The sequence below is a fragment of the Tautonia sp. JC769 genome (genome assembly GCF_040717455.1).
Taxonomy (GTDB): Bacteria; Planctomycetota; Planctomycetia; order Isosphaerales; family Isosphaeraceae; genus Tautonia.
Genome location: NZ_JBFEFH010000006.1, coordinates 227,311 through 245,320, shown reverse-complemented (window position 1 = coordinate 245,320; position 18,010 = coordinate 227,311). Strand labels below are relative to the sequence as shown.

The following is an 18,010-nucleotide window of genomic DNA, read 5'->3' as shown; positions in this document are numbered from 1 at the left end:
TTGCCAATCCGCAAGCCGCGCCCATCGCGCTTCGAAGTCCATCCCGCCCGAGGACCCTCGTGAAGCACTTACCCATCGGCCCGCTGCATTACGAATTCAGCCGCCATCACGAGCCCCGGCTCCGGATCGAGTCGGGGGAAACCGTGATCGTGGCCTCGGAAGACGCCCTCTCCGGTCAGATCCGGACCAACGCCGATCGCCGCGACAAGGTCGCGATGCCCTACAGCAACCCCCTGACCGGGCCGATCTGGATCGAAGGCGCCGAGCCTGGCGATTCCCTCGCGGTCACGATCCACGAGATCCGGCCCACCCTCGGTCAATGTGCGACGCGCACGGCCGACCCCAAGCAGCTCTGCGAATGGCTCGGCACCGATTGCCCGCACGGCACCCACGTCTGCCCGATCCGAGAGGACCTGATCCACTGGAGCGATTCGATCACCATCCCGTATCGCCCCATGATCGGCTGCATCGGCACCGCTCCCGACTGGGGAGCACCCACCACCGCGCCTGCCGGCCCTCACGGCGGGAACATGGATCTGATCGAAACGGCCCCGGGCAACACCATCGTCTTCCCGGTGTTCGTCCCCGGCGGTCTCCTCTCGCTGGGCGATGCTCACGCCGCGATGGGGCATGGCGAGCTCTCCGCAACGGGCCTGGAGATGCCGGCCGAAACCACCATCACAGTCGACCTCCGCAAGGGGAGAACGATCCCCGGCCCCCGGATCGAGTCTCCCTCGGAAATCATGGCCATTGCCAGCGGGGCGCCCATGGAGCGATCGACGGCCCAGGCATTCGCCCACTTGATCCTCTGGATGGAATCGGAGTTCGGCTGGGACCGCTGGCGGGCGTACGACCTCCTGACCCACGTCGCCCGGCTCTCCATCGGGTACTACGGCATCGGCACCGTGGCGGCCAAGATCGACCGCCGCTACCTCACCGGGGCCCATCCCTGATCCATTCTCCAGTTGAGTCCCCCTCGGCAACTCAACCGCCCAGCGCCGCCTCCGCCTCCAGGATCGGTTGCAGCAGCGACCGGATCTCCCTGGCCTCGTCCTCGGTCACCTGACGTTGCGGCGGTCGGGGTGGCCCGAAGTCTCGCCCGATCAGCCGCAGCGCGGCCTTCAACAGCGAAATGTTGTAGGAATCCGCGGCCCGGGCGCGACCATCCTCGATCGGGCGGAGCAAGGCCAGCACCCGCATCGCATCCTGGTAGCGGCCCTCGCTGAGTGCCCGGTGCATCGACAGGGTCAATCGAGGGCACACATTCCCCGCCCCCGACGTGTAGCCCGTGGCTCCTGCCAGGTGGAAAAACGGCGCGAATCGCTCGGCGGTGCCGCAGTACAGACCGAACCGGCCATCGACCCGAGACGCGAATCTCGTGAACGCGTCGAGATCATTGACCGCATACTTCACCCCGACGAATTGATCCGAGGCTCCCAGCTCGATCAACATCTCGTCGCTCGGGAACGGACCCTTCTTGTACACGAGGAAGGGCCTCGGGAGCCTTTCCATCAGGACTTCGAAATAGTCTCGCACCCCGGCATCGCTCAAATACGGATGGACCGGAGGCATGACGAGCAACGCATCGGCCCCTGCCTCGATCGCCCCGGTTCCCGTCTCGATCGCATGGCCCAGCCCCAGTCCAATCGGCGCGATCACGACCCCCTCGTCGCCCATCCCCTTCCGTGTCGCCCGGACGCAGGAGATCACCTCGGCGGACGAGAGCGAATGGAATTCTCCCGTGCCTGCCCCCGGCAAGACGACGCGAATCCCCTCCTGATGCACGGCCCGGACGAAGTCCTCAAGGACCTCCGGCAAGACCGTCCGGCCGTCCTGGGAGAACGGGGTCGGCGGGACGAGCTGAACGGTTGACAGCCGCGTTCTGTCGAAATCCATGGAAGAACCTCGATCGGTTTCGTGTCGAGCGTCGCGATCTCGGTCGCGACGCCGGATTCGCAAGGCCCGGACTTCGCCCCGCGTCCCCCTCGTGTTGCGTCATCGGGACACAATGGAGTTGAGCTATGCTCTCTCCTTCGCTCTGTTCACGACCGACCGCGTCGGGTCGAGGACAAGCCAGCAGACCGCCCCGGCGAGATAGACGGCGGAAAAGAGGTAGAGCACCAGTTCCCAGTCGGCTCCTGAATCCCGAATCTCATCGAACAGGTAACCGACCACGACCGGGCACGCCATCGCGCCGAAGTTGCCCGCCATGTTCATCACGGCGAAGACGGTGGCGGTATGGCCTCCCGCGATGTCCATCGTGGTTGCCCAGGTCGTGGGGCCGGTCATCCCGAAGAAGAAGGTCCCGATCGTGATCAGGAAGACCGCCCCCGCGGGATGATGGATCCAGGCCGCGGCCAACATGGTCAGGCTGCAGACGAGAAGCGCCCCCGCGGACAGGCCACTCCTGCTGAGCCAGGGTTTTCCCGTTCGCCTCAAGATCAGGTCAACCCAGTAGCCTCCCAGGAAACTGCCCACCACCACCCCGAACAGGGGCGCCATCGATAACATCCCCGCGTCCTCGATCCGAAGCCCCCGGCTCCGTTCCAGATAGGCAGGAAACCAGGTGATGAAGAACGCATATCCGAACGCCCGAAAGAAGGATTGGCCGCAGAACGCCCACATCCCGGGGCTGACCGCAATCGAACGCAGCGCCCTCCCCGTCGAAATCTCCGGAAGCCCGGTTTCCGCGTCATCCCCCCCCCCGATCGCTCCGGCATCAGGAGACGCGTCGCCCTTCACCTTCCCCCATCGACCCAGAATCACGTCCCGTTCCGCCTGATTCGTCCCCGCGTGTTCGCGAGGGCTATTGCGATACCAGACCGCGAACAGAATCGCCCAGAGGATCCCCATCGCCGCGTACGCATGGAACACCCCTCGCCAGCCGATCAACGGGATCATCAGCACAGTCATCCCATTGGCAAGGACCGATCCCACCGACATGCACGCGGTTGGCACCGCCCCGGCAATCCCCCGCCGATCGACCGGGAACCACGCGGTGATCACCTTGGCCGAGATCGGGAAGAGCCCGCCCTGCGCGAACCCGGCCGCCGCCCTCGTCCACCAGAGGGCCGTCGCCGAATCGGCCAGCGCCGTGCCGATCGTAGCCAACGACCAGAGCAGGCTCAGCAACGCCAGGCCCCAGCGCGCCCCCAGCCGATCGCCGAGCCATCCCCCCGGCACCTGTGCCCAGAGATACCCGAGGAAAAACCCGCCCAGGACGTACCCCATCTCCCGATCATCCAGTCCCATCCGGGCCTGGATCGTCGACGCCGCCGGTGCCAGTGCCACGCGCGACAGATACGAAATCACCGCCGCCAGCGCCAGCGCCAGCAGCACGACATACCGAACCCGAGTCGGCTGTTCGAACTCTCCTGCGTCCGTGTGATCAAGCGTTTGAGTCATTGGCTTCCAGGTGTCCAGGCGTTCCTCGGCCTCGCCGCCTGCCGGCTTCCGGAGGCACGAGGCCAGGTCCCATGGCGACGCCCTCGCCCCCTTCATCGAGGAGGAACCAAGGGAGGCATGAAGGATCGTTCCTCCTCCCGATTCCCCTGTCAAGGTTCTGCCCCATCCGGTTGTCCGACTCGCCGCATGGTGCGAAAGCGGTTTCCAATCAATCGTGGAATCACAATCGGCCGATGGGAAGGGCTTCCACGAGCACTCGTGGACATCAAGCCATCGATCCCCGACGCACCCTGCTCGCGGAGGTCGCTCGAGAGGAGCCGAGGGAGCGTCTTGAAGATCAATTCAAGAGCTTGCACGTCGCATCCGAACCGGTGCAGCGCCCTCCCGCATCGGGGATCAACCGGTCGCGGCATCTCTCGCCCCCCCGGCTTGAAATCTCCGAAGAATCTCGGCGTGGTTCCCCGGGTCCGATGTACCACCGATGCTCACGGCTTGCTACCCTTGTCGGCTCTCCCGAGTGTCGCATCGTTCCCCGTTTGGGACGATCGAGCCCCTGCCATCTTGATCCGGAGCACCCCATGATCCTCTCCCTTGTCGCCCTGGTCCTCGGCCTCTCTCCGATCCCTCTCGACGAGCCTGCCGAGCTGCGGGTGATGAGCTTCAACATCCGCTACGGCACCGCCGGCGACGGCGACGATGCCTGGGAGCACCGCAAGGAGTTCCTGGTCGAGACCATCAAGGCCTTCTCCCCCGACCTCCTCGGGACTCAGGAGACGCTTGGATTCCAGCGCGACCTGCTCGCCGCCGAACTCCCGGGATACTCCGTGTTCGCCGCCGGCCGCGACGACGGCCGCGAACGGGGAGAGATGATGGCCGTGTTCTACCGGACCGACCGGTTCGAGGTCCTCGACCGCGGCCACTTCTGGCTCAGCGAGACCCCCGACCAGCCCGGCAGCACCAGTTGGGACAGCTCCCTGCCCCGCATGGTCACGTGGCTGAAGCTCCGCGACCTCCGCAACCCTGATGCCTATCCGGTCGCCTTCTTCAACACACACTTCGATCATCGCGGCCAGGTCGCTCGGCTCGAATCGTCCCGGCTGCTCCGCCGGATGATCGCCCGGCTGGCCGCCGATTCCCGGGTCATCGTCACCGGCGATTTCAACAGCGGAGAGGGCAGCTCCCCCTACCAGGCGCTCTTCTCCGAGGATGCGGAATCGGGCCCCAGCCTCATCGACACCTATCGCGTCGCGCACCCCGAGCCCGGTCCCGACGAGGGCACCTACTCCAGTTTCCGCGCCGAGGCCACCCAGGGTGCTCGGATTGACTGGATCGCCTGCTCCGCCGACTGGGACATCGTCGAAGCCTCGATCGACCGCACCTCCCGCGACGGCCGAACCCCTTCGGATCACTTTCCCGTCACCGCTGTCCTTCAGATTTCCATCGGTGAAGATAAATGATTTCAATATCAAGTGGCCGGGGTGTCAAAGGCATGTCGACTGGCCGGGGGGCCGCTCGACGCCGATAACCTTCCTGCCCGGACGATTTGCCCCGGGCGATGGGCCTCATCGCGGATGATCGACTCGGGGCCTCTCCCCGCTCGCTAGGGCCCGGCCGGTCCCCCACCAACCCGGCCGGCCGTTCGCTGTGGCCGACAGTCGGTGTGGGGGATCGGGCGATCCGGCCGACGTGCGGTCAGCGGGCACCCTCCTCGAACAGCTCGTCGCGGATGCCGGCCCGGATCTTGATCTCCTTGATCCCGCAATAGACGACCGGAACCACCAGCATGGTCATCACCTCGATGAGCATGCCACCGAAGCTCGGGATGGCCATGGGCACCATGATGTCGGACCCCCGCCCGGTCGACGTCAGGACCGGGATCAAGGCCAGGATGGTGGTCGCCGTGGTCATCAGGCACGGCCGCACCCGTCGCATCCCCGCCTCGACGGTCGCCGCCCTCGCGTCCTCGATCGTCTCGATCCGAGCCGCGCCGAAGCTCTGATCGAGATAGGTCGTAATGACCACGCCGTCATCCGAGGCGATCCCGAACAGCGCCAGGAATCCAACCCAGATCGCCACGCTCAGGTTGATCGTGTGGACCTGGAAGAGCTCCCGCATGTTCACTCCAAACACAACGAAATCCAGGAACCAATCCTGGCCATAAGCCCAGACCATCAGGAATCCGCCCGCCCAGGCGACGATGATCCCCGAGAAGACGAGGAGCGTGGTCGGCACCTGCTTGAACTGGAAGTACAGGATCAGGAAGATCAAGAACAACGCGAGCGGCAGCACGATCGAGAGGGTCTTTTGCGCCCTGATCTGATTCTCGTAGCTACCCGAGAACCGGTAGCTCACCCCGGCCGGCAGCACGAACTCGCCCGATTCGAGCTTCGATCGCAAAAATGCCTGGCAATCCTCGACCACGTCCACCTCGGCCTGTCCGGGTTTCTTGTCGAGCAGCACATAGGCCACGAGGAATGTGTCTTCACTCTTGATCGCCTGGGGGCCCCGGACGTATCGGATCTCGGCCAGTTGCTCCAGCGGAATCTGGGTGCCATCGGGGGCCGGGACCAGAATCCGGCCGAGCGTCTCGATCTGGTCGCGCAGCTCGCGGAGGTAGCGGACGCGCACAGGGTAACGCTCTCGCCCTTCCACGGTCGTCGTGATTCGCTTGCCGCCGATCGCCACCTCGATCACGTCCTGGACCTGGCGGATCATCAGGCCGTGCCGCGCGATGGCGTCCCGGTCGATGTCGATTTCCAGATACGGCTTCCCCACCACCCGGTCGGCGACCACCGCCGACGCCTCGACCGTGGGAACCTGCTTGAGCAATCCTTCAAGCTCCAGCGCGACCCGTTCGATCGTCTCCAGGTCCGGGCCGCGCACCTTCAGGCCCATCGGCGCCCGCATGCCGCTCTGGAGCATCACGATCCGGGCGGCGATCGGCTGGAGCTTCGGGGCCGAGGTGGTGCCGGGGATGGTGGCGGCGTCGACGATCTCCTGCCAGATGTCGTCGGTCGTCCGGATCTCGTCCCGCCACTGGCGATAGGGCCGGCCCTCGGGGTCAGGGATCAGCTCGCCCCGATCATCGCGGACAAACTCGGCCGTCTCCTCATCGAAGCGGAAGTTGAGCCGGTGCCCGGACTCGTCGGTAAGATACTCGGACTTGTACGTGATGATCGTCTCGATCATCGAGATCGGCGCCGGGTCGAGCGGGCTCTCCACCCGGCCGAGCTTGCCGACGATGAGGTCGACCTCCGGGATGGCGTTGATCGCCATGTCCTGGAGCTGGAGCACGTCGAGCGCCTCGCCGATCGAGGCGTGCGGCATGGTCGTGGGCATCCAGAGGTAGGAACCCTCGTCCAGATCGGGCATGAATTCCTTACCCAGCCCGGGGAAGGTGTGCGCCATCGTGACCCACGGCTTCGAGAGGCGAACCCCCTCCGGGTCGCCCCCCAGCGTGCCGACCGCCCCTGGGACGAACCCGAAGACCCGATCGAACCCGAGCCAGGCCGAGGCGCCGAGCAAGACGACCGTCACCGGCACCGAGAGGAACAGCAGCTTGTGGTCGAGGCACCAGCGCAGGAGCGGCCGGTAGATCACCATCTGGAACAGCACGAAGGCCCCAAGCAGCCCCCCGATCAGGGTCGCCACGAAGGCAAGATTCCGGAGGAATCCCTGCTCCACGCCCAGCGGTTCCCAGTGCCTCGTCAGCACGACACCCACCACGGCCACGGCCACGGCATTGGACAGATAGACGGCCGTCCGTCGCGACCACTGCGGCAGCGACGGCTCGATCAGCTGATACACCCCCAATCCGCCGACAATCGCTCCGGCCCACCACGCCAGCCAGACCCCGACGATCCCGCCTGCCACGACCAGCCCGATCGACACGATCGCCCTGAGCTTCCCCGCCCCGCCTCGACCGGTGAACAGCACATGCGCCGCGGGCGGGATGATCGTCAACGCCACGATGACCGAGGCGATCAACGCGAATGTCTTCGTGAACGCCAGCGGCCGGAACAGCTTCCCCTCCGCCCCGATCATGGTGAAGACCGGCAGGAAGCTGATCACCGTGGTCGAGACCGCCGTCAGCACCGCCGAGGCCACCTCGCTGGATGCCCGGTAGATCACCTCCAGCCGGGGCTCGTCCGGGTCCGCCTCGTCCAGGTGCTTGAGGATGTTCTCGCAAATGATAATCCCCATATCCACCATCGTGCCGATGGCGATGGCAATCCCCGAGAGTGCCACCACATTGGCATCGACGCCGAAGGTCTTCATGGCGATAAAACACATCAAGACCGCCAGCGGCAGCAGCACACTGATGAGGAACGAGCTGCGCAGGTGCATCACCATCACAATCACCACGATGATCGTGACCAGGATCTCCTCGACCAGCGCCGTGCTCAGCGTGCCGAGCGTCTCGTAGATCAACCCCGTGCGGTCGTAGAAGGGGACGACCGTGACCTGGCTGGTCGTGACCCAGCTCGGCCAGTCCGATCGTGAAGCCCCCCGAAGCCAGGAGAGCCACCCTTCCTCGTTCAAACCGCTGCCGTCGAACGCCTCGAAGCCGTGCCGAGCGGCGAAGGCTTCAACGGTGGCGCGGTCAACCCTCTTGAAATCAACGTCGGCGGTCGTCGGCAATCCCGGCGCGATCTCGTCGATCTTCGCCTTGATGTTCTTGATCGCCTCCAGGGGGTTGTAGCCGTAGCGGACGACGGCCACCCCGCCGACGGCCTCGGCCCCGGCCTTGTCCAGCGCCCCCCGGCGCAGGGCCGGGCCGAGGGAAACGGTCGCCACGTCCTTCACCCGGATCGGGACGTTCTCGGCCTGGGCAATGACCGATCCCTCGATGTCCTCGACGCTCTCCAGGAAGCCGAGCCCCCGGATCACGTACTCGACCTTGTTCACCTCGATCGTCCGGGCTCCCACGTCGACGTTCGACATCCGCACGGCGTTGAAGATCTGGTCCAGGGTGACGCCGAAGGCCCGCATCGCGTCCGGGTCGACGTCGATCTGGTACTCGCGCACGAAGCCGCCCACCGACGAGACCTCGCTGATCCCCTCGGCCGACTGCAAGGCGTACCGGACGTACCAGTCCTGAACCGTCCGCAGTTCGTCCAGGTCCCAACCGCCGGCGGGGTTGCCGTCGGGATCTCGGCCTTCGAGCGTGTACCAGAAGATCTGGCCCAACGCCGTCGCATCGGGCCCGAGCGCCGGCTGCACCGCCTCGGGCAGCGTCCCGGCCGGCAGGCTGTTCAGCTTCTCCAGCACCCGGGTACGCGACCAGTAAAATTCGACCTCCTCATCGAAGATAATGTAGATCGATGAAAACCCGAAAAACGAGTAGCTGCGGATCGTCTTGACCCCGGGGATCCCGAGCAGCGAGACGGTGAGCGGATAGGTGATCTGGTCCTCGACGTCCTGGGGCGATCGGCCCATCCACTCCGTGAAGACGATCTGCTGATTCTCGCCGATGTCGGGGATCGCGTCGGTCGGCACCGGGTCGCGCGGCAGGCCCCTCAGGTCCCAGTCGAAGGGGGCGACCATCGCCCCCCAGACCGTCACGGCGATGACCACCAGCGCCACGACGAGCTTGTTCTCCAGGCAAAAGCGGATCGCCCGATCGAGCATCGAGATCCTCGGGGCCGACTCCGGCGGGGCCTGCTGCTGCGGCTCAGTCATGATCGTCTCCCTCCCCCGAAGGACGCGACGAGCCGCCCCGGGCAATCCGCTCCACCTCATCGACGCACCGGAGCATCGTCGCCCCGTAGTACGGGTTGCGGGGCTGATCCCCCGACTGGAGCCAGGCGGCTCCTCGGCCGTCGAACGCCATCGAGCAGTGCATCCGGAAGACGTCCCCGCCGACGTCCGGGGCGAACGTCTCCAGGATCACCGGCATCTCCTCGGAGAGCAGCGCGAACCCGGCCCGCATCGGCGCGATCCCTCGGGCACTCGCCATCTGCTCGACCGCCACGCCCAGGTTCGCTCGCTCCCGTTCCCAGGCTTCCCGGGACTCGTCGCTCAGCACGGTCGCGTCGATCTCGAGCAGCACCCGTTTCAGGGTCCGCGCCGCGTCCTCGGCAAGGGCCGGGTCGTCCGAGGCCAGGGCGCCTTGCGCCTTGAGATAGGCATCCCAGAGCGTCTTCAATCCTTCCAGGAATCCGGGGGGCACGTCCGATGGCATCGGCCCGGCGGTCTCGGCCGGCGACCCGTCCCAGATCAATGAGGTGTCGGTCGCGCAGGTCGACATGGTGGAACCGAAGTACGGGTTCCGCACCTCCCCGCCCTCCTGGAGCCAGGCCGCACCCGTGTTGCCGAAGGCCATCGAGCAGAAATGCTGGGAAATCGGCCCGACCGACTCCGGCAGCCCGAAGGACACGATGACCGCCGGCATCACGTCCGACCACGCGTCGAAGCCGACGCGAAGCCCTTCGAGTCCGTCGGCCTCCGCCAGCGATCGGATCGCCGAGCTCAGCTCGCCCCGGGTCTCCATCCAGGCGTCGTGCGCCCCGTCCCCCAGCAGCGTCATGTCGACCGCCGAGAGCGCCTCCTCGGCCTGGTCGACGGCCGATCGGGCACGGTCGGGGTCGTCGCCGGCCAGGGCTCGCTGGGTTGCCTGGTAGGCGTCCCAGAGGCCGGCCAGTTGCTTCCGGAATGGCGTGGGTACCTCGAACGGCCCACCGGCCAGCATCGTCCCGGGTTCGTCCGTCACGCCAAATCGGTCGCGAAGCCGCCCGACATTGGTCGTCAGGTGCCCGACGGCCTCGCGGATCCTCCGATCGCTGGCGGCCCATCGGCCCTCGACCGCATCGTTGCGGAGTCGCATCGACAGCTCCTTCCAGAAGCGGGCGGTCTCTCCCTCAAGCTTCTCCGCATCGACCCCTGCCACCGCCTGTTCCACACGCTGCAAGGCGAGCCGCACGGCCTCGCGATCCCCGGCTTCGATCGCGCTCGCGGCCTCCCGGGCCGTCGAGAGAATCCGGCCGAACTGTCCCGCGACCGAGGGCGGCAGGGCCGGCCGCACCCCGCCCCCATCGCCGGAGGCCGACTCCGAGGCCTGCGCCTGCCCCCCGTGCTGATGCTCCCCGCCGGCCATGCCCCCCTCGGGGTTCATCATGCTCGGCCTGGCGGCGATTTGCAGGGCGCTATCGAGCTTGAAATTCCCCCGGGTGACGACCCGATCCCCCTCCTCCAGGCCGCTTCGGACGATGTATGAGTCGCCGGCCCGGGGGCCGAGCACAATCTCCCGGCCCTCGTAGGTCGGCGTCTCGGCGTCAGATCGTTCCACATAGACGACAGCCCGGGTGCCGGTCTTCAGAACGGCCGAGGCCGGCACGACCAGCGGCTCGGCCGACTCGTCGGCCGCCGCCGCGGCCGAGACGTAGCCGAGTGTTTCGGTCCGCACGAGGGGCATCCCGCAGACGTCGCAGTCGCCGGCGATCTCCTTCAACACCCCCGGGTGCATCCGACAGATCCATTTCCCCACCAGCCCGGTGTCCATCACCCGGCCTCCCGTCGCCACCTGTGCCCGCACGACGGCCCGGATGAACATGTCCGGCTTCAATTTCCCGCTCGGGTTCGGCACGTTCACCCGCACCTTCACGGTCCTCGTCTCGGCGTTCAGGACCGGGTCGATGAAGGCGATCGTCCCTGTAAAGACCTCGCCCGGGTAGGCCTCGGTGCTGAACTCGACCTCCTGCCCGTAACGAAGCCAGGACAAGTCCGATTCATAAGCATCCAGCTTCACCCACAGCCGAGTCAGGTCCGAGATCGTATAAATCCGGGTCCCCGTCTCAACGTAAGCCCCTTCCTGAAGATTCTTCTGAATGACGATCCCGGACATCGGCGCGTAGATCGTCAGGTGGTCCGACGGCTCCTGCCGGCCCTCGATCTCCTGAATCTGAGCCTCGGTCAGGCCCCAGAGTCGGAGCTTCTCGCGGGCCGACTCCAGCAGACGTTCCGCCCCAAGCACTCCCGAGGACGATCGGCGTTCCTGCGCGGCCTGGCGTGCCCGGATCAACTCCGCCTGGGCCGAGTACAGCTCGGGGCTGTAGATGGAGACCATGTGATCCCCTTGCTGCACCTCGACCCCCGTGTAGTCCACGAACAGGCGATCGAGCCGACCCGGGACCCAGGCAGTGATGTAGCCGAGCCTCGTCTCATCATAATCGACCTTGCCGACCATGCGGACGGTCGCCGTGACATAGCGGCGCTCCACCGGCTCCACCTTCAGGTCGAGCAGCTCGCGGGCCTCTCGGCTGATCGAGACCTCGCGCAGGCCCTCGGCCTCCGCGCCGCCGCCGTCGTCGGCCGGGATCAGATCCATGCCGCAGAGCGGGCAGTCGCCGGGCTGTGGTTGCCGGATCTGGGGGTGCATCGAGCAGGTCCAGACCGTCTCCGTGCCCCCCGTCGACGCCGTCGCGGCCCGACCGCCAGCGCTCCCTTCCCCCTCCGGGGCCAGCAGGAACCGACCAATCCCGACCCCGATGCCCAGGGCCGCCAGCACGGCGAGGCTCGACACCATGCCACCCGCCAGCCGAGCCGCCCTGCCCGCGGCCCGGGGAGTGCCCTGCGATCGCGTCTGACCTGAGATGCCGGACGAGGCCGAAGGGTCGCGTCCGGTCGACGGCTCGCGCTGCTGAGAAATCGTGTTCGCCAAGAGGCACCTCCCGCTCGCCCGGCTGGGCGTGCGATCGATCGGGGCGGGTATCGGTTGAGACGTGTTGTATCAGACGCACTGAAGTCGAGGATTCGTGTCGCTCACGAATGACGGATGACGAGCATCCTTCGGCCGATCGCCACCGACCCGCGACCCGATCGAGCCGGACGGCCCCGGGCGCATAGCGAACTCCATTCGGGCATCCCGGGCGCACCGAAGCACCTCGGACCCCTCACGCGGACGGCGATGCGTTCCGGCCGTCTCGGCAACGTGCAAGCCCCGGACGAGCACGATCGGGCCTGCTCCGATGCCCAGACAGCCCGACCAAGACTAGGTCGTGGCCGTCGTCGATCGCCTTCGAGCAATCAATTGCGCATCGCGCCGAGCGGTCGCGAGCCATGCCGACCGACCATCGCTCGACGAGCTAATTCAGGAGGTGTCGCGTGCGCAGATAGATCGGCACGCGAGGAGGGCCGGCGCAATCGGCGGGGGCCGGCCGAGCGGACAGACCAGACTGTTCGCCGGTCAGGAGGGCGTCGCCCGGCGTCGAAGGCAGGGACGGAACCGACGACCGTCCTTCCGGAGGCCGTGATTCCGATCGGGAGGCGGGGGGGGCCGACCCTTCGGACGGGCAGACGCACGATCGGCAGGCCTCCGCAACCGGGATCGCCGCCGGCGGAATGACGGAGAGGCCCGCATCCCTGGAGTCGCGATCGTGCGCCGAAGTCAAGCCCGAGCAGCAGCAGCACGCCTGCTCCCGCTCCATCCGGCAGGAGGCCGGCGGCGAGACCGCCTTGCCTCCCGTCGAGCAGGCCGAGGCCGTCTCCGCCACGCAGAGCACCCCAACGATCGCAAGGGTCGCGATCCAGGGGACGTGCCGGTGGTCACCTCGGGGAGGCATCAGCATCAACGTCTCGACGGTCTGGAGCGGTCGGAATCCCACCTTTTTGACTCTACGGCCCCCCCAGGAATGGGTCAAGGCCGGCCGCCTCGGCGATCGCCCGGATCCGGGCCGATCCCCCCTCCGCTCGAAGGCATGAGGGCACCCGGCGGGGGAATCGGACCGACCGCCAATGGCCCTCTGCGGGGCTTCGGTCGCGAGGCTCACCCGTGCACAGTCGTTCCTACGGTCTCGGCCGCATCGAGGTTCGCCCAACCGGGATCGGTCGGCGGGTGGGAGGGGCCACCAGGTCGAAGAATCGGCAAAGGCCGAACCCCCAATCGTCCGATGGAGACATTCGGGCTCATCCTGATGATCCCGTCGGCGAGCGTCCCGGGCACGCCGGCTCCCGTCGCACCGGAGCAAGGGGAACGATGAAACGACGCTGGTCCGCCGCCATCGAGGTGGCCCTGCTGGCCCCCGGGCTCCTCTGCGGATGCGCCCTGCCCGGCCCCATCCCGGAATATGCCGAGGTCGCCGAGAACCTGCAAAGAGCCTCGGTCTTCCCCCCGCACCTGATCGGCCCGGACGACCCGATGGCCGTGGCACTCGACCCCGCTCCGGCCCCTCCGGAGCTGGCCGGACCCCGGCCGGTCGACGACCTGATCCGCTTCGCCCTGGCCGAGAACCGGGCGGTCCAGGCCGCCTATTTCAACGTCAAGGCCCTGGAGCACCGGATCCCCCAGGTCACGGCGCTCGACGACCCGGTCGTCTCGAACACGATCTATCCGAGCGGGAGCAACGGCCTGCAAACCGCCTCGGGATACATCCCCTGGAACCTGTTGATCGCCCAGCAATTCCCCTGGTTCGGCACGCTCGCCCTGCGCGGCCTGGCGGCGGAGAACGACGTGCGGGTCGCCGTCGCCGAGCTGGTCACGGCCCAGCTCGACGTGGTCGAGGCCGTCAAGCGAGCCTACGCCGACCTGCATGCCAACGAGCAATCGGCCCGGATTCTGGAGCAGAACCGCGACCTCGTCGAGGACTTCATCGAGATCGCCCGCATCCAGTACGAAAGCGGCCAGACGAGCCAGCAAGACGTCCTCAGCGCCGAGGTCGCCCTGGCCGACCTCGACCGCGAGTTCGTCGGCATCCGCCAGGGGATCGAGTCGGCCCGCGCCGACCTGGCCGAGCTGATGCACGTCACCCCCGAGGCTCCCTTGCAGACGACGCTCGAGCTGCCGATCGGCGACGTTCCCGAGCAGATCGACCGGCTCTACCGCCTGGCCGTCGCCTCCCGGCCCGAACTCAAGGGCCGGCTCGCCGCCGTCGCCCGCGATGCCGCGGCCGTCGAGCTGGCCAGGAAACGCTCGGCCCCCAACGTGACGCTCGGCTTCAATTACGGCATGGTCTCGGAGGAAAACGCCCTCTCGGCCATGGCCAACGGCAACGACAACCTCGGCCTCTTCGTCGGCTTCAACCTCCCGATCTACCGATCGAAGATCGACGGCGCCATCCGGGAGGCCCAGGCCCGTGCCGTGGCCGATGCCCGGCTCTACGACGCCGAACGCGACGGCATCTACCGAGAGCTGAAGGACCTGCTCTCCCGGGCCCGCGCCCAGCGCGAGACGCTCGACCTGTTCCAGCAGAGCATCCTCCCCCGGGCCCGGGACGCCCTGGACATCGCCGTGGCCGACTACCAGGCCGGCCGCGTCGACTTCCTCACCCTGATCAGCGCCTGGCGTGAGGTCCTCCAGATCGACCTCCAGGTCGCCCGCTTCGAGGCCGAGCTGAGCAAGAGCCTCGCCTCGCTCGAACGGGCCGTCGGCATCCAGCTCCGGGACCATCCCCCGGCATCGGCCTCGCCAGGCACGCCCGATGACACCCCGGCCGATCCGGCCCCTCCCCTCCCCGCTGCCGATGACCCCGGGCCCTTCGCGACGGGCCTCCTCGACCCCGACCCGAGCACCATCGACGACTGATACCGAATCGCCCGGAACAGTTGCCTTTGTAGGGTCCGCTGTGCGGACCGATCTCCTGAAAGTTTCGAGGGATCGGTCCGCACAGCAGACCCTACGAGCGAAGACTGATCCAGGCGATTCGGTATGATCGGGTTCAACCGCCCCCGAGGACCGACGGCGACCCGAACGAAGAGCCGAGCCGGGTAGGCATCACCCCCGGCCTCCCCACCGCCTGAGAGCGGATCAGCCCCGACATCCCCATCGACCCGGCCGACGGCACCAGGCGGCGCTCTCTCAGTCGAGAGGCCCCCCCGATCGGGGTCCTGGCCATGCCCTCGCCGCCGATCGGCGTGCGAAGCGGAGACGCCTGAGGTGCCGTCACCGATCCCGCCGAAGGCCCCGGCTCCAGCACCCGCTGGGCGAGATAGCCCCCGAAACCGCCTCCATACGGGATGTACGCCCCCCCCATCTCCGATCGCGACAGCCGGCCGATCGTCCCCGCCCCATACCCACCCAATCCCTTCCGCATGACCCTCATCTGACCCCAGGCCAGCCCGGGCCCCATCCCCATCTCCATCGCCACCCCCAACACCACGACGCCGATCCAAATCCGCCGCGTCTCCCGTCCTCTTCGCCCCCCTCGAATCATGGCACCCCTCCCCCCGGTATTCCGGGGATTCAAACCCCCGCCTTCTCCTCTCGAGCCGGTGTTCTCTCTCGGGAAGCATACACCCCCGCCCGGCCTCGTCCCATCACGCCCCCGTCCTCTCGGCCGCAGCAACGATCCGGTGGACTGCCCCACGGATGGCGGGCGCCGGAGAAACCGTTACCCCGGCGCCCGCCATCCGTGGGGCAGTCCACTCATCGCAGCTCGGCCTGGAGGGATTTTCTGGAGACGCACCCCTGGGCCTCGGATCGGCCGACCGAGTCGAGGGTTCTCGAAGCTCGGCCGGCCATATCCAGTCGCGGGAACAAGTTTGCGTAGAGGGGGGTGCCCGTCGAATCGAACGGCTCCGCGTTATCCTGCGACGATCCCCGAATCCATGACGCCCCCGATCGGGGCAAACGGGCCCAGGTCGCCCGGGGGCGGCGGGATGTTCGGCAGCTCAGGTGGGAGCCCCGAGGCGTCATCGGGCGTCGAATCAGGGACGATCGGATCCGGCTCGGGCGTCCCCTCAAGCAGCGTCGGCACGGGCGAATCGACGGGAGACGCCGGGAGCGGTTCCGCGGCGAACGCATGCTCGCGATAGGGCAGGATTCGCTCGAGCGAGGCCCGGAGGGCCTTGAAATACTTGCCCGAGCCGTAGTGGGTCTGCGAGAGCTTCCAGAAGTCGTCGTCGCTGAGGGCCTCGTGCACGAACGGGATCGGGTGGAGCATTTCCTCCCGCTCGGAGATCGACAACAAGGCACCGCCGCCGAGGGCCTGGTAGGCGCGGATGATGGCGGTCAGCTGCAGCTCCTTGGTGTCGATCAGGGCCGTCCTCGCGTCCCGCAGGTCGCGCTGGGCGGTCAAGACGTCGAGGTACTCGGTCCGGGCGAACTGGAAGAGCTGGTTGGCGACGTCGACGGCCGACTCGAGCGCGGTCAGCTGCTGCTTCCTGATCTCGACGCTCTGGGAGTAGTTCTGCACCTCGGTCAGGCGGTTGACGACCTCGGTGAAGGCCTCCAGGATGGCCCGCTGGTAGTCGTAGATGGCCTGGAGCTGCCGGGCGTTGTTGGCCAGGTATTCGGCCTTGATCGCCCTCCGGTTGACCAGCGGGCCGACGAACCCGGCCATCAGATTGCCGGCCACGGCGGTCGGCGAGAACAGGCCGGCCATGTTGAACGACTCCCAACCGACCCCGGCGTTCAGGATCAGCTGGGGGTAGAATTCGGCCTGGGCGACCTGCACGTCGAGCCCCGCGGCGACCAGTTGTCGCTCCGCCTGGCGGACGTCGGGCCGGTTCTGGAGCAGTTGCGAGGGCACGCCGACGTCGACCGCGTTGATGTACAGGTCGAAGAAGTTCGAGGAGTCGCGCCCAACCGGCTGGGGGAAGCGATAGGTCAGGACGTTGATCCGGTTCTCGGTCTCGATGATGTCCTGGGCGAGGACCAGCTGCTCGCTCTGATTCCGGCGGAGTTCGGCCTCGAATCGCAGGACCGCCAGCTCGGTGTCCCTGGCGGCCTCCTTCCGGGCCTCGGCGACCTTCAGGCTTTGCTCCAGGAACGCATTGATTTGGTTCAGGTTCTCGAGTCGCTTGTCGAACGCCATCAGCCGGTAGTAGTTCTCGGCGATCTCGGCGACGAGGCCGATCCGGAAGGAATTCCGCCGCTCGATGGCCGCGACGTAGCGCTGGGCCGCCGCGTCTCGGGCGTTGCGAAGCTGGCGGTAGATGTCGAGCTGCCAGGTGAAGTTCGTGCCGACGAAGTAGTAGGCGTGCGGATTCTTGAAGAATTTCTCGGGTCCGAAGACGAAGGGATCGACGTCGATGGCGGCCCCCTCGAGCGTGCGATCGCTGAACCGCTCCAGGCCGGCCGTGGGCCCGGCGGTCAGGAAGGGGAGGTAGGCCCCGGACCGTGCCAGGATCTCGGTGCTGGCGAGCTGGACCTCCTCGTTCAGGATCTTCAGCTCCCGGTTGTTCGTCATGGCCTGGTCGATCAGGCTCAGGAGGGTCGGGTCCCGGTAGAATTCCGCGGTCCCGAGCTCGGACGAGTTCGACGGGGTGGTCACCCCGACGAAGCTCTCCGGCAGGGGCGGCGGCGGCTCCGCTTCGCGGCGAGGGGGGATGCCGCAGGCCGGGAGTGCGAGCAGGAGGATGCCGCACGCAATCGACTGCGCGACGGGGCGTACCCCGCTCCTCGCGTCCGGGAATCTCGCCGAGAGGGTCATCAGACTCGTCCCTGAGGGGTGATCGATCGCCGGCGATCCCGCCGAACGATCCCGTTCCGCCAGCGTCCCTGATCGCGTCCGGCCCCTCCCGGGGAGTCCTCGGCCCGTCGTCGAGCCGCGCGGGACACGCGAGGGTCGATACGTTGATTTGATCGGCTCTTGCGGGTTGCGCCTTGAGGGGCAGATCGCCCGGTCGCCCGGACCCGGGCGATGGTGCCGAACATCAGGCCGAACGGGGG

At 67.3% G+C, this 18,010-nt stretch carries 10 protein-coding genes; 4 read left to right on the top strand and 6 right to left on the bottom strand.

The window, feature by feature from the left end:
* Positions 1-59 precede the first annotated feature (59 nt).
* On the top strand, positions 60-953 hold the full coding sequence (locus tag AB1L88_RS09010; RefSeq protein ID WP_367096314.1) for an acetamidase/formamidase family protein: 894 nt from the start codon (positions 60-62) through the stop codon (positions 951-953).
* Positions 954-984: 31 nt separating this feature from the next.
* Here AB1L88_RS09010 and AB1L88_RS09005 read toward each other — a convergent pair whose 3' ends face one another.
* Together AB1L88_RS09005 and AB1L88_RS09000 are read right to left on the bottom strand one after the other, a co-directional pair.
* Complete coding sequence (locus AB1L88_RS09005) at positions 985-1,896, bottom strand: dihydrodipicolinate synthase family protein (protein ID WP_367096313.1); 912 nt, start codon at positions 1,894-1,896, stop codon at positions 985-987.
* Positions 1,897-2,019: 123 nt separating this feature from the next.
* The gene (locus AB1L88_RS09000; protein ID WP_367096312.1) at positions 2,020-3,405 is read right to left on the bottom strand and encodes an MFS transporter; all 1,386 of its coding nucleotides are present in this window, start codon (positions 3,403-3,405) and stop codon (positions 2,020-2,022) included.
* A gap of 578 nt (positions 3,406-3,983) precedes the next feature.
* Between AB1L88_RS09000 and AB1L88_RS08995 the strand changes: the two genes are divergently transcribed.
* Complete coding sequence (locus tag AB1L88_RS08995) at positions 3,984-4,862, top strand: endonuclease/exonuclease/phosphatase family protein (RefSeq protein ID WP_367096311.1); 879 nt, start codon at positions 3,984-3,986, stop codon at positions 4,860-4,862.
* A gap of 235 nt (positions 4,863-5,097) precedes the next feature.
* On the opposite strand, the gene AB1L88_RS08990 is transcribed toward AB1L88_RS08995, so the two are convergent.
* Together AB1L88_RS08990 and AB1L88_RS08985 are read right to left on the bottom strand one after the other, a co-directional pair.
* Positions 5,098-9,087: an efflux RND transporter permease subunit gene (locus tag AB1L88_RS08990; protein ID WP_367096310.1), complete on the bottom strand. Its 3,990-nt coding sequence runs from the start codon at positions 9,085-9,087 to the stop codon at positions 5,098-5,100.
* Positions 9,080-12,064, bottom strand: coding sequence for an efflux RND transporter periplasmic adaptor subunit (locus tag AB1L88_RS08985; RefSeq protein ID WP_367096309.1), 2,985 nt, complete (start codon positions 12,062-12,064; stop codon positions 9,080-9,082). Before AB1L88_RS08985 ends, AB1L88_RS08990 begins: the two co-directional genes overlap by 8 nt.
* Before the next feature lie 680 nt (positions 12,065-12,744).
* Between AB1L88_RS08985 and AB1L88_RS08980 the strand changes: the two genes are divergently transcribed.
* Entirely contained in the window at positions 12,745-13,104 is a 360-nt protein-coding gene (locus AB1L88_RS08980; RefSeq protein WP_367096308.1) for a hypothetical protein, read from the top strand.
* A gap of 274 nt (positions 13,105-13,378) precedes the next feature.
* Positions 13,379-14,923, top strand: coding sequence for a TolC family protein (locus tag AB1L88_RS08975; RefSeq protein ID WP_367096307.1), 1,545 nt, complete (start codon positions 13,379-13,381; stop codon positions 14,921-14,923).
* Positions 14,924-15,056: 133 nt separating this feature from the next.
* On the opposite strand, the gene AB1L88_RS08970 is transcribed toward AB1L88_RS08975, so the two are convergent.
* Positions 15,057-15,497 (bottom strand): hypothetical protein, encoded by a 441-nt coding sequence (locus AB1L88_RS08970; RefSeq protein WP_367096306.1) that lies wholly within the window; start codon positions 15,495-15,497, stop codon positions 15,057-15,059.
* 423 nt (positions 15,498-15,920) lie between these two features.
* The gene (locus AB1L88_RS08965; protein WP_367096305.1) at positions 15,921-17,771 is read right to left on the bottom strand and encodes a TolC family protein; all 1,851 of its coding nucleotides are present in this window, start codon (positions 17,769-17,771) and stop codon (positions 15,921-15,923) included.
* Between the last annotated feature and the right edge of the window lie 239 nt (positions 17,772-18,010).

Bases quoted from the DNA above. Each gene is read 5' to 3' on its own strand.
- AB1L88_RS08980 (WP_367096308.1), top strand. From the start codon at position 12,745: ATGACGGAGAGGCCCGCATCCCTGGAGTCGCGATCGTGCGCCGAAGTC.
- AB1L88_RS09005 (WP_367096313.1), bottom strand. From the start codon at position 1,896: ATGGATTTCGACAGAACGCGGCTGTCAACCGTTCAGCTCGTCCCGCCG.
- AB1L88_RS08975 (WP_367096307.1), top strand. From the start codon at position 13,379: ATGAAACGACGCTGGTCCGCCGCCATCGAGGTGGCCCTGCTGGCCCCC.
- AB1L88_RS08965 (WP_367096305.1), bottom strand. From the start codon at position 17,771: ATGACCCTCTCGGCGAGATTCCCGGACGCGAGGAGCGGGGTACGCCCC.
- AB1L88_RS09000 (WP_367096312.1), bottom strand. From the start codon at position 3,405: ATGACTCAAACGCTTGATCACACGGACGCAGGAGAGTTCGAACAGCCG.
- AB1L88_RS08990 (WP_367096310.1), bottom strand. From the start codon at position 9,087: ATGACTGAGCCGCAGCAGCAGGCCCCGCCGGAGTCGGCCCCGAGGATC.
- AB1L88_RS08995 (WP_367096311.1), top strand. From the start codon at position 3,984: ATGATCCTCTCCCTTGTCGCCCTGGTCCTCGGCCTCTCTCCGATCCCT.